The organism is Natrinema sp. H-ect4, from assembly GCF_041894845.1.
In the GTDB taxonomy this organism is placed as follows: Archaea; Halobacteriota; Halobacteria; order Halobacteriales; family Natrialbaceae; genus Natrinema.
On sequence record NZ_JBHDYC010000005.1, the window covers coordinates 77,796 to 88,727 of the forward strand.

Consider the following 10,932-nt stretch of genomic DNA (forward strand, 5'->3'; position numbering starts at 1 on the left):
TCGCTCAGAGAGCTGATCACGACCCACCGATCCGAGTAAAACGCTCACTCAACATGCGGCATAGAAGACGAAGACGTCCCCGTTGGGCGCTCTATGAACGTCGAACCCCTCGGCGTCGAAGCCGGTCAACATGTCTTCACCGTACTCCGCGAGGAGCTGCTCGGCGATAGCGTCGCCGAACGCCGACTCGTCGCTGTTGTTTTGGACCGATACCTCAGTGAGTGTCAGGCGTCCACTGACGACCCGCGAGTCACCGCAGCTGGGATCGAACTCGTCGGGGTCTACGGCCTCGGGCTCTCGATCGTCGAACTCCATCGCGACGAGCCCGCGGTTTTGATACTCCGCGTACGCCGCGAGTCCGTCGTCGTGTGTTCGCGACTCCGATGACTCCCGTTCGTCCTCGAGTCGATCGTGAATCTCCCCCTCCGTCGCCTCGAGATCGATCCCGGCCGCCTCGGTCCCCTCGCCGGGCGCGTCGGGCGGTGACGGCGGGCCGATCCCCGGGAGGATTGACGGCGAAACGATTCCCGTCGCGAACAGCGCGACGATAACTCCCATCACGACGAGAATCGGCAGATACGGCTTCGCAACCGCGAACCAGCTCGGCGTTTCCAGATCGCGCTCGAGCCCCTCGTAGGTCTGCTCGACCCGCTCGAGGTCCGGGTTGCCACAGCGAGAACACGGCGGAGTGTTCCGGACGTGCTCCCGGCCGCAGTTGGGACAGGCCCAGACGTAGTCGGGACCGGTGTCGACGGTGCCGGATTCCGTCAGTTCGGAACCAAAATCCGCATCGGTATCGACACCGCTCTCGGTCCCGCTCTGGGTTTCGTCGTCCACTCGGACGACCGCCTTCTCGAAGGTGTTGTGACCGCAGGCATCACAGGGAGGGTCGTTTTCAGCGTGCGGTTTTCCACACCACGTACACCGCCATTTCACTGGTCGAAACGCGGGTCCGCGACGGAATAAACGTATTGAATACGACGGGTCGCGAATCCGGTTGATCGTGAATACAGCGGATAACGAATACGGCGGATCGCGGCGACGGTTCGTCGCTCGAGTTCAGAAACGGACGAAGATCAGAGACGAACGGGGACGCCGTGCTCGTCGAGATAGGCTTTCGTCTCCTCGATCGAGTACTCGTCGAAGTGGAAGATCGACGCTGCGAGCCCCGCGTCCGCACCGGCCTCGGTGAACACGTCGTACATGTCCTCGGGACCGCCACAGCCCGAGGAGGCGATGACCGGCGTGTCGACGGTTTCGCTGACGGCCGTCGTCAGGGGGAGGTCATAGCCGTCTTTCGTCCCGTCCTTGTCGATCGAATTGACAAACAGTTCGCCCGCGCCCCGCGATTCGGCCTCTGCAGCCCACTCGAGGACGTCGATTCCGGTCCCCTCGCGGCCGCCCTTCTTCGTACATTCGAACCAGCAGGATTCGCCGTCGATCTCGACGTAATGTTCGCCTTCCTCGTCGAACCGCCGTTTGGCGTCGACGCTGATGACGATACACTGGTTGCCGAACGCCTTCGCGCCCTCGTTGATGAGTTCGGGCCGCTCGAGCGCGCCGGTGGTGATCGAAACCTTGTCCGCGCCGGCCCGGAGCGTCTCCTTGATATCCTCGGTGGTTCGGATGCCGCCGCCAACTGTGAGGGGGATGAAGACCTCGTCCGCGACGCGCTCGACGACGTCGAGCATCGTCTCGCGACCCTCGGCGGAGGCGGTGATGTCGAGAAAGACGAACTCGTCCGCGCCAGCGCGGTTGTACGCGCGGGCCATCTCGACCGGATCGCCGGTGTATTTCAGATCCTCGAAGTTGACGCCGGTGTAGACAGCCGGGTTCCCGTCGTCGTCGAGGTCCACGTCGATACACGGGATGACTCGCTTGGTCAGGACCATGTGGTAACTACCACTCGATTCGCACTCCGGGTAGTAAAGGGGTCTGGATCGATCGCGCGGGATGACATGAGGTCGGACCGGCCGATCCCGAGCACCGACTCGAACGACGGACTCGGACTTCCGATCAGACGACCGGTCGCCAGCCCCCACCGCGGACGATCGGTGTAGGTGTTCTTAAGTGATCGAATCGAGAAGGGACGCGTATGGCAGACGACACCGAACCACCCGAGGACGACGATTCGGGAGCCGACATCGGCCACGATTTCGACGCCGACCGAACGACCGCACCGATGAGCGACTACTCGTCGCGAGCCGTCTTCGTCGGTGCTTTGGTCGCACTGGTCGGTGCAGCGATCGCCTTCGGAATTCCGTTGCTCGCGGTCTGAATATACGCTAGAAGACGTACTCGTCGTCGTGGCCCATCATGCCGTCGTCTTCGAAGCCGGTTCCTGCGCCCTCGTCTTCGTCCGAGGGTCCACTGGTCTTGTATGCCTTGATGCCCGTCGAAAGGAGGTCCTCGATCGCCTCCTCGCGGTTGACGAACTCGCCGCGTTCGACCATCTGGGCGATCTGCATCTCGAGGTGCTCCGGTATGGTGATCTCTACTTTCGGCATCTGATTCGGCTTTCGGCGAGGGGGTATTTAGGTTTGACGGGGAGTCCACATCGATCGGAAGCACACGATCCGTCTCGTCGGAACGACAGACCCCGAGAAAGGAAAGCCGAAGCCGTCGCGCGGGGCCGTACGGGCGGGGGTCGTCGTCGCGGGTCGCCCTAGCGGTTGCCCATCATCGAATCGAACGCGTCCTTCAGTTTGGTCCCGGGCTGGGTCAGCGTCTCGAGTTGCTGGCTCATCTTCCGCTGATTGAAATAACTCGCGAACGCGAGGATCGTCGGCGGCCAGAGACCGACGAACGCGCCGAGCTCGCGCTTTCCGCGGAAGAAGAAGTAGTACAACGAGAGGCCGACCGACGCGGCCGACGCGACGACTGCGGGGCCCATCGCCTGTTGGCCGATCTCCGCTGGTTCCTGTCCGGACAGTTCCCGTTCCGTTAGCTGTTGTTTGCTCGCCATGCATTGATAGCCGTCGCCGAGACCGTACTAAGGGATGGCGAGGGTTTCGCCGGAAACCCCCGAGTTGTGTCCGTGAGTGTATCGTTTCGACCAGTTGTTGTCCCGGTCCCCGCTTGCCAATTTGGGATTGCTCTGGGGCGACCGTCTCGGTCGCGGCGGTACTCGCATCTCAGTGTCCATCCGATTTGCTCATCCGGGGCTCTCGTGCCAGGGACTCGAGCCCGAGCCACCGACCGGACCGAATCGAACGCGACACTCAGTTGGAGTGCTGTCAGTCAGTTCCGACGCACCCCCGACCCGATACGGGTGCACCGAAATCCGGGTACAACAGACCGCATCAGGTGAGAGGGACAACAGACCGTCTCAGGTGATGGCGTCAGATCTACGTCTATCGCGGCGTACGCACGAGTATGAACCCGACGGATGTGACTGAGCTCTATCAGGAGTTTGGCGACGATCGACTGCCGCCGGGACAGCGCGAGACGTCCGCGTTTCCCGTCCTTTCGAAGAGCGGAACCCCCAACTGGGATCCCGAGACGTGGGAGTTCACCGTCACCGGTGCAGTCGACGAGGAACTGACGTTCTCGTGGGCCGAGTTTCGAGAGTTACCGACCGTCACGCAACGGCAGGACTTTCACTGCGTGACCGGCTGGAGCAAGTTCGACTGCGAGTTTACCGGCGTCTCGTTCCCCGACATCGCCGCCCGAGCCGGTGTTCACGACGACGCGGTTCACGTCATGTTCTCGGCGCTGGACGACTACACGACCGATCTCCCGCTCGAGGACTGCATGCGCGATGACGTCCTGTTCACGTGGGCGTTCGACGGCGAACCGCTCCCCGAAGATCACGGCGGCCCGCTCCGGGTGGTCACGCCTCACAAGTACGCCTACAAGGGTGCGAAGTGGGTCGACGGCATCGAATTTCTTACGGAACCCCAGCGGGGGTACTGGGAGCGCCGGGGGTACTCCCAGACTGCAGACCCGTGGCAGGAAGAGCGGTACAGCTAGCGTCGATTCCGGCGAGACCTGCGAAGGGGACCCGTTTCGCGATCGGTCTGCAAATAGTTAGGCTGAAGGCGGGGCGGTCCTGACGTGGTGTCGATGGACCGATCGTCGGGCGAGGGCCGACTGGCTGGTGAGACCGAGTCGGTGGACGACGCCGTCGAACTCGTCAGCCGGAGCCGCGATCTGGGGAGTGTTTCCGTCAGTTCGATCCTTGACGGAAATGCAGATTCACGCATCCAGTGGGCCGATCCCGACGGTCTCGAACTCGTCGGTCGAGGTGTCGCCGTTCGGTTTACCGCGGACGGTACCGACAGATTCGATCGAATTCGATCGCAGGCGAGCCGAGCGTTCGACCGGCTCACACACGACGGGCCCGCGGCGGCCCGACCGCGGGCGATTGGCGGTTTTTCGTTTCACGACGGCCACGAGCCGGCCGCCCCCTGGGCCGGCTTCGACGCGGCCTCGTTCGTCGTTCCGCAGGTCCTCGTGACCCGCACCGACGACAGGACGTGGTTGACGGCCGTCGGAAGCCGAGCGAACGAGGCCGAGGACCGCCTCGAGCACTGGCACGACCGCCTGACGACGCAGTCGACGACGGGTCCGGGCGCTTCGCCACCCGGCGTCGCCGGAACGCGGCGCACTACCTCGCCGGCGGAGTGGACCGATCAGGTCGAAACCGCTCTCGAACGAATCGCTGCGGGACGGCTCGCGAAAGTCGTCCTCGCGCAGGCCCTTTCGGTCGACCTCGAGGGGCCGATCGACGTTCCCGCGACGCTCGAGCGGCTGGGACGCCAGTACCCCAACTGTTATCGATTTCTGGTCGCTCACGATGTCGGCGGTACGTTCTTCGGTGCACCGCCGGAGCGACTCGTTTCGAAACGCGGCGACCGCGTCGAGACAGAAGCGCTGGCCGGCTCGGTCCCCCGAGGTGAAACGCCGGCCGAAGACGAGACGCACGTCGAACGGATGCGGGCCGACGCGAAGTTCCAGGACGAGCACGGGCTCGTTGTCGACGCGATCTGCGAACAGCTCGCCCCGTTCGCACGAGATCTTACCGTTCGCGAGCAGACGATTCGCCGGTTGGCGACCATTCAGCATCTGCAGACGCCGATCGAGGCGACGCTCGAGGGCGACCGTCACGTCCTCGAGATCGTCGAGGCGCTTCATCCGACGCCCGCGGTCGGCGGCGTCCCGCCCGACGCGGCTTGGGAGACGATCCGCGACGCGGAGCCGTTCGATCGGGGCTGGTACGCTGCGCCGGTCGGCTGGTTCGACGCCGCCGGCGACGGCGAGTTCGCGGTCGCGCTTCGCTCCGGCGTCGCGAGCGACGAGACGGTGACGCTGTTCGCGGGGAACGGAATCGTCGCCGACAGCGATCCCGACGACGAGTGGGACGAAGTACAACTGAAGTTCCGGCCGATCCTCGACGAATTACGGTAGTACCTGATCCAATGACCGCACCCAACCGCGCGACCCTCTGGGGTCGCGTCCTCGCCGACGAACTCGCAAAGGGCGGCCTCGAGGCCGTCTGTCTCGCGCCCGGCAGCCGATCGACGCCGCTGACGGTCGCCTTCGCCGAGCACGCCGAGATCGACGTCTACTCGCACCTCGACGAGCGCGCCGCGGCCTACTTCGCACTCGGCCGCGCACGGCGGACCGGCAAGCCGACGGCGCTGGTCTGTACCTCCGGGACGGCGGCCGCGAACTTCCACCCCGCGGTGATGGAGGCCGATCGGGCCCGCGTCCCGCTGCTGGTTCTGACGGCGGACCGACCGCCCGAACTGCGCGATAGTGGGGCGAATCAGACCGTCGACCAGGTCAAACTCTACGGCGATGCAGTGCGGTGGGACGCGGAACTGCCCGAACCCGAACCAGACGAGCGGACGGTGCGAAGTCTTCGGACGACCGCTGCGCGAGCGCTCGCCGAAACGACCGGCGTCCCGCCGGGTCCGGTCCACCTCAACTGTCCGTTCCGAAAGCCCCTCGAGCCGATCGACGTGCCCGGCGATATCCCCGAGTCGTTCGCCGAGACGCTGGCCGGAAGGGGACGAGACGGGCCGTTCGTCGAAACGACCGGCGGGACGCGAGCGCTCGGGGACGACGACCACCGACGGCTGCTGGGTGCACTCGAGGCGGCCGATCGGCCGCTGTTCGTCGCGGGACCCGCCGATCCGGACGGTCTGATCGGTCTCGAGCCCGCCGCGGTCACCGAACTCGCCGACCGGCTCGGCGCGCCGATACTCGCGGATCCGCTCTCGGGACTTCGGTTCGGTCCGCACGTCGGGCCGACGGGCGGGGAGAACCGCAAGGAGCCGCGCTCGATCTACGGCGGCTACGACGCCTACATCGCCGAACTTCCGTCGCCGGACGTCGTCCTCCGATTCGGAGCCTCTCCGACGTCGAAACCGCTCCGACACTGGCTTCGAGACGCCGACGCCAGGCAGTTCCTGCTCGATCCCGCGGGCGCGTGGCGCGAAGCGACGTTCACCGCGACGGACCTGCTGGCGGCCGATCCCGGGGCCGTCATCGACGGCTTGCTCGAGGCGCTCGATGAGAGCGATCGCGCCGAAAGCGCGCCCGAGGATTCGATGCCGCACGCGGCGACCGCTGACGATTGGCGCGCCCGGTTCGATGCGGCCGAACGACGCCACTGGGAGATTCGCGACGAGGCGCTGACCGCGAGCGCGCTCGAGTCGGAGCCGTTCGAGGGCGCGATCCTCGCAGCCGTCTTTTCGAACGCGCCGGACCCGGCGACGGTGTTCGTCTCGAACAGCATGCCAATCCGGGACGCCGACCGGTTCGGCCGGCCGCAAGCGGCCGACCTGACGGTGCTCGGAAACCGCGGCGCGAGCGGGATCGACGGGATTACGAGCACGGCGCTCGGTGCCGGCAGCGCGACTGACGACCCGCTCGTGCTCGTCACCGGCGACCTGGCGTTCTACCACGATTCGAACGGGCTGCTCGCGGTCGATCGCTGCGACGTTGACGCGACGATCGTACTGCTCGACAACGACGGCGGCGGTATCTTTCACAAACTCCCGATCGAGGAGTTCGATCCGCCATTCACCCAGCAGTTCAAAACGCCCCACGGCCTCGAGTTTGACGCGCTCGGTGAAATGTACGGCCTCGAGTTCGAGCGCGTGGCTCCCGCGGACTTCGCGGCCGCATATCGCCGATCGCTCGAGGCCGCGGGCACACAGGTCCTCGCCGTCGAATTCGATTCCGAAGCGAACCACCGGCGGCGCGACGCGCTCGCGGGGCGGGCTACGGACGCGGTCGCGAGTGCGCTCGAAGACGACGCTGTCGACGGTTCGGACTGATTTGGAGTCCCCCCGGCCTCGTTCTCGACTGATAAAACGGTATGCGGTGGCGCGCGCTGTTGGTCGTCCGAGTGATAACGAGGACGAGCGACGACCTCGTGCGAGGGATGAGTGAGTGACCAACGGGAGCGAGCGAATCGGCTGGGGAGGGTGTGGAAATTCCCTGTGTCCACGAGAGCAGGACACTTGTCCCTCTGATCTCGATATTACGAACGAATTCATCACTTCATGGCCGAAGAACCCACCAGAGGGCGACGGCATAGCCGAACGGAATCCAGGCGAACCCGAGCGCCAGCAAACCGAAGGGGGAGAGCGGATCGACCAGCGAAAACCCCACCATCCCGGCCGGAAAGAGGACGCTCCAGACGCCGAACGTCCCCATCGCGACTCGAGGCATCGTGAGCAGGTAGCCGATCAACAGGAGCGTGCACGCGGCGACGATCGCGTTCACCGGCAGTGAAAACAGCGGCGTCAGACTCGCAACGACGAGCATCGGGTAGAGGAACGCAATTGATCCCACCGAAACCGCCGTCGTTCCATCGATCGGTTGCCCCTCCCACTCGAGATCGACCGCACCGTCCCAGTCGTGGACGGCGTAGCGAAACCCGGCCACACCGTCGCCGTCGGCGTCCGCCGCACCCCCGGGTCCCGCCGTCGGTCCCGAATTCGGGGCCCCGTTCGGCTGTGATCGGCCACCGTCGAAGGGCCAGTCGCCCGTCGCTCGTCGCTTCTTCCGTCGGCGTTGCCGATGGCTCCGCTGGCGCGCGTGATGGCTCCCCGCTCGAGCGCTGCTGTCGCCGTCGGTCCCGCTTCGGGTCCGCCGGTCCGTCCGCGCCCCACTCGAGCGGCCCGATTTCCTCCGGCCATTCTCAGTCGCCCCGCCGCTGTCGGTCGCGGAACCACCCGTGCCCGCGCCGCTCGAGTCGGCTGCACCGTTCGCGTCATCGCCGCCGCTCGAGGGTTCCCCACCAGCAGGTCCCCGCGCGAGACTGACGTAGGCGTCGTGGCCGAGCCGATCGTAGCGTGCGCGCTCCGTGCCGTCCGTGAGCACCGACTTCGCGGTCGTGACCCGCTGGAACCGCTCGGCCGCGTCGGGGTCGTCGGAGTGATCCGGATGCGTCTCGAGGACGCGCTCGCGGTAGGCCGATTCGATCTCGTCTCGGGTGGCATCGGAATCGACCTCGAGCACCTCGTAGTACGACTCGCCCATCGCGTGAGCGCTTCGGCGGCCGGGTAAAAAACCACTCGGGCTAGATGACTGTCACTCGCGAACGGTGATCGCGCCGTGACCGCAGCACTCGCTGGCACGGAAATTCGGTCTGCATCCGACATCTAAATCATATATCGCTATATGAAATCGGCCGAATCGCGACGAGAACCTATTTCACGTCCCGCACACCACACTCGAGCAAATGGTTTCGGAACGCTTCGATCCGGAGCAGTGGGAGGCGGCGGACCTGAACGACGAGTTCGAGGACATCACGTACCACCGGGCGGTCGATTCCGGAACGGTTCGGATCGCGTTCGATCGACCCGACGTTCGCAACGCCTTTCGGCCGGGGACCGTCGACGAACTGTACGACGCGCTGGACCACGCCAAGCGCCAGACCGACGTCGGCTGCATCCTGCTGACCGGGAACGGTCCGTCGTCGAAAGATGGGGGGTGGGCCTTCTGTTCCGGCGGCGACCAGACGATTCGCGGCGAGGACGGCTATCAATATGAAGGAGACGAAGAACGGGCATCGGAGCAGGGTCGATTGCACATTCTCGAGGTCCAGCGTCTCATCCGGCACATTCCGAAGGTCGTCGTCTGCGTCGTCCCGGGGTGGGCCGTCGGCGGCGGCCACTCGCTGCACGTCGTCTGCGATCTCACGCTCGCGAGCGAGGAGCACGCGAAGTTCCTCCAGACCGACCCCGACGTGGCGAGCTACGACGCCGGCTTCGGTTCGGCGTACCTCGCCAAGCAAATCGGCCAGAAAAAGGCCCGCGAGGTGTTCTTCCTCGGGAAGACCTACGACGCCGCGGAGGCCGCGGAGATGGGCATGGTCAACGAAGCGGTGCCACACGAGGAACTCGAGGCGACCGCACTCGAGTGGGGCGAGCGCATCAATTCCAAGAGCCCAACGGCGATGCGGATGCTCAAATACGCGTTCAACATGACCGACGACGGGATGGTCGGCCAGCAGGTCTTCGCGGGCGAGGCGACGCGGCTGGGGTACATGACCGACGAGGCGGCGGAGGGACGGGACGCCTTCGTCGAGGGTCGTGACCCCGATTTCGACGACTACCCGTGGCACTACTGAGCGGCCGGGCAGCCGCTTGTCCGCCGCTCGAGTAATTCGACCCGCTATGAATCGACGAACGTATCTCCGACGGACGGCCGTCGTCCCGGCTGTGCTCTCCGTTGCAGGCTGTACAGCGCCGGGTAGCGGAACGAAGGAGGGTAACGAGAGCAGCGGCGACCGCGAAACCGGAGCCGAACGCGACGGCGACGATGCCGCGGGAGCCGCGCCGATTCCGATGATCGAGAACCCGCCGGACGCGGTCTATCTCCCCGGCCACCGGAAATCGATGCGAGTCCTCGAGCCGGTGCAGGCCGGCGACTACGCGCTGGCACCGATGCTCTCGTACCCGCATCCGTTCTGGCTCGTCACCGGGACCGATCGCCAGCTCGTCGAACCCGACGGCAGCCGCGGGATTCACCTGATGATCGTCGTCTGGGACCCGGCGACGGAGCGCGTGCTTCCCGTCGACGGCACGCCCCGAGTGACGATCGACGGCGAGGACGACTGGCGGCGACGATCGTCGCTGTGGCCGATGCTCTCCCAGGAGATGGGACTCCACGTCGGGGACAACGTCTCCCTCCCGAGCGATGGCACCTATGCCGTCAGGATCGAACTGCCGCCCGTTTCGATGCGGCGAACCGGTGCGTTCGCGGGACGCTTCGGCGAGATCGAGACGGTGACGTTCGAATTTACCTACGACGACACCTTCCGCCAGGAGGTCGTCGGCGGCATCGACCTCCTCGACCGAGAGCGCTGGGGTGACCAGGGCGCGCTCGAACCCATGACCGACGATAACGACGGAGAAACGGAGGGAACGCACTCCGAGGTTCCGTACTCCGCACTGCCACCCGCCGACGACTACCCCGGAACCCAGTTGCTCGATCCGGACGCTGACTCCGGGACGGACTCGGGTGACGAAGTACCGATGAGCGGCGATGCGGCGTTCGTCGCCACGCTGCTCGAGTCCGGTTCGCGGCTGGCCGACGGCGACGACCGATACCTGCTCGTCTCGCCGCGGACGCCGTACAACCGCGTGCCGCTCGCGAACATGTCGCTGCGCGCTGGGGTCGAACGGGACGGGGAACCAGCCGTCGACGAGCCGCTCGAGTTCACGCAAACGCTCGATAGCGAGTTCGGGGTCCACTACGGAGTGTCCCTCGCGGACGCGCGACCGGGCGATTCGGTACCGATCACGGTCGAATCACCGCCGCAAACGGCGCGACACCAGGGATACGAGACCGCGTTCGTCGAGATGGAGCCACTCGAGCTGGTGGTTCCCGAGCCGTAATTTCACTGTCGATAGGGCATCGGTCGGCTCGCAATGCCAACGTTGACACTCTCTCGAGTGGGACACTCGA

11 protein-coding genes are annotated in these 10,932 nt (G+C 65.6%); 6 read left to right on the forward strand and 5 right to left on the reverse strand.

The annotated features are described in order from the left end of the window. Positions 1 to 48: 48 nt before the first annotated feature. Together ACEWFR_RS08550 and hisF are read right to left on the reverse strand one after the other, a co-directional pair. A complete protein-coding gene (locus tag ACEWFR_RS08550; RefSeq protein WP_374060624.1) occupies positions 49 to 936 on the reverse strand; it encodes a hypothetical protein in 888 nt (295 codons plus the stop codon). 140 nt (positions 937 to 1,076) lie between these two features. Continuing rightward, positions 1,077 to 1,892 (reverse strand): imidazole glycerol phosphate synthase subunit HisF, encoded by an 816-nt coding sequence (gene hisF, locus ACEWFR_RS08555; RefSeq protein WP_374060625.1) that lies wholly within the window; start codon positions 1,890 to 1,892, stop codon positions 1,077 to 1,079. 203 nt (positions 1,893 to 2,095) lie between these two features. Here hisF and ACEWFR_RS08560 point away from each other — a divergent pair, with 203 nt between their 5' ends. Then, on the forward strand, positions 2,096 to 2,278 hold the full coding sequence (locus ACEWFR_RS08560; RefSeq protein ID WP_374060626.1) for a hypothetical protein: 183 nt from the start codon (positions 2,096 to 2,098) through the stop codon (positions 2,276 to 2,278). 7 nt (positions 2,279 to 2,285) lie between these two features. Here ACEWFR_RS08560 and ACEWFR_RS08565 read toward each other — a convergent pair whose 3' ends face one another. Then, the gene (locus ACEWFR_RS08565; protein ID WP_098727151.1) at positions 2,286 to 2,507 is read right to left on the reverse strand and encodes a ribbon-helix-helix domain-containing protein; all 222 of its coding nucleotides are present in this window, start codon (positions 2,505 to 2,507) and stop codon (positions 2,286 to 2,288) included. 158 nt (positions 2,508 to 2,665) lie between these two features. Continuing rightward, a complete protein-coding gene (locus tag ACEWFR_RS08570; RefSeq protein ID WP_374060627.1) occupies positions 2,666 to 2,965 on the reverse strand; it encodes a hypothetical protein in 300 nt (99 codons plus the stop codon). Positions 2,966 to 3,375: 410 nt separating this feature from the next. Between ACEWFR_RS08570 and ACEWFR_RS08575 the strand changes: the two genes are divergently transcribed. The 3 genes from ACEWFR_RS08575 (at position 3,376) to menD (ending at position 7,289) form a co-directional block, all read left to right on the forward strand. Beyond that, positions 3,376 to 3,972, forward strand: coding sequence for a sulfite oxidase-like oxidoreductase (locus tag ACEWFR_RS08575; protein ID WP_374060628.1), 597 nt, complete (start codon positions 3,376 to 3,378; stop codon positions 3,970 to 3,972). A gap of 93 nt (positions 3,973 to 4,065) precedes the next feature. Next, the gene (locus ACEWFR_RS08580; protein ID WP_374060629.1) at positions 4,066 to 5,409 is read left to right on the forward strand and encodes an isochorismate synthase MenF; all 1,344 of its coding nucleotides are present in this window, start codon (positions 4,066 to 4,068) and stop codon (positions 5,407 to 5,409) included. A gap of 11 nt (positions 5,410 to 5,420) precedes the next feature. Beyond that, positions 5,421 to 7,289 carry a 2-succinyl-5-enolpyruvyl-6-hydroxy-3-cyclohexene-1-carboxylic-acid synthase gene (gene menD / locus ACEWFR_RS08585; RefSeq protein ID WP_374060630.1) on the forward strand — a complete coding sequence of 623 codons (1,869 nt, stop codon included), beginning with the start codon at positions 5,421 to 5,423 and terminating at the stop codon, positions 7,287 to 7,289. Positions 7,290 to 7,515: 226 nt separating this feature from the next. Here the strand turns inward: menD and ACEWFR_RS08590 are convergent, their stop codons facing one another. Next, positions 7,516 to 8,499 (reverse strand): J domain-containing protein, encoded by a 984-nt coding sequence (locus ACEWFR_RS08590; protein WP_374060631.1) that lies wholly within the window; start codon positions 8,497 to 8,499, stop codon positions 7,516 to 7,518. 202 nt (positions 8,500 to 8,701) lie between these two features. On the opposite strand from ACEWFR_RS08590, the gene ACEWFR_RS08595 reads away from it, so the two are divergent. Both ACEWFR_RS08595 and ACEWFR_RS08600 read left to right on the forward strand, forming a co-directional pair. Then, a complete protein-coding gene (locus tag ACEWFR_RS08595; RefSeq protein WP_374060632.1) occupies positions 8,702 to 9,592 on the forward strand; it encodes a 1,4-dihydroxy-2-naphthoyl-CoA synthase in 891 nt (296 codons plus the stop codon). A 46-nt stretch (positions 9,593 to 9,638) separates the two neighbouring features. Beyond that, on the forward strand, positions 9,639 to 10,862 hold the full coding sequence (locus ACEWFR_RS08600; protein WP_374060633.1) for a hypothetical protein: 1,224 nt from the start codon (positions 9,639 to 9,641) through the stop codon (positions 10,860 to 10,862). Positions 10,863 to 10,932 lie beyond the last annotated feature (70 nt).

Bases quoted from the DNA above. Each gene is read 5' to 3' on its own strand.
- hisF (WP_374060625.1), bottom strand. From the start codon at position 1,892: ATGGTCCTGACCAAGCGAGTCATCCCGTGTATCGACGTGGACCTCGAC.
- ACEWFR_RS08560 (WP_374060626.1), top strand. From the start codon at position 2,096: ATGGCAGACGACACCGAACCACCCGAGGACGACGATTCGGGAGCCGAC.
- ACEWFR_RS08565 (WP_098727151.1), bottom strand. From the start codon at position 2,507: ATGCCGAAAGTAGAGATCACCATACCGGAGCACCTCGAGATGCAGATC.
- ACEWFR_RS08570 (WP_374060627.1), bottom strand. From the start codon at position 2,965: ATGGCGAGCAAACAACAGCTAACGGAACGGGAACTGTCCGGACAGGAA.
- ACEWFR_RS08575 (WP_374060628.1), top strand. From the start codon at position 3,376: ATGAACCCGACGGATGTGACTGAGCTCTATCAGGAGTTTGGCGACGAT.
- ACEWFR_RS08580 (WP_374060629.1), top strand. From the start codon at position 4,066: ATGGACCGATCGTCGGGCGAGGGCCGACTGGCTGGTGAGACCGAGTCG.
- menD (WP_374060630.1), top strand. From the start codon at position 5,421: ATGACCGCACCCAACCGCGCGACCCTCTGGGGTCGCGTCCTCGCCGAC.
- ACEWFR_RS08590 (WP_374060631.1), bottom strand. From the start codon at position 8,499: ATGGGCGAGTCGTACTACGAGGTGCTCGAGGTCGATTCCGATGCCACC.
- ACEWFR_RS08595 (WP_374060632.1), top strand. From the start codon at position 8,702: ATGGTTTCGGAACGCTTCGATCCGGAGCAGTGGGAGGCGGCGGACCTG.
- ACEWFR_RS08600 (WP_374060633.1), top strand. From the start codon at position 9,639: ATGAATCGACGAACGTATCTCCGACGGACGGCCGTCGTCCCGGCTGTG.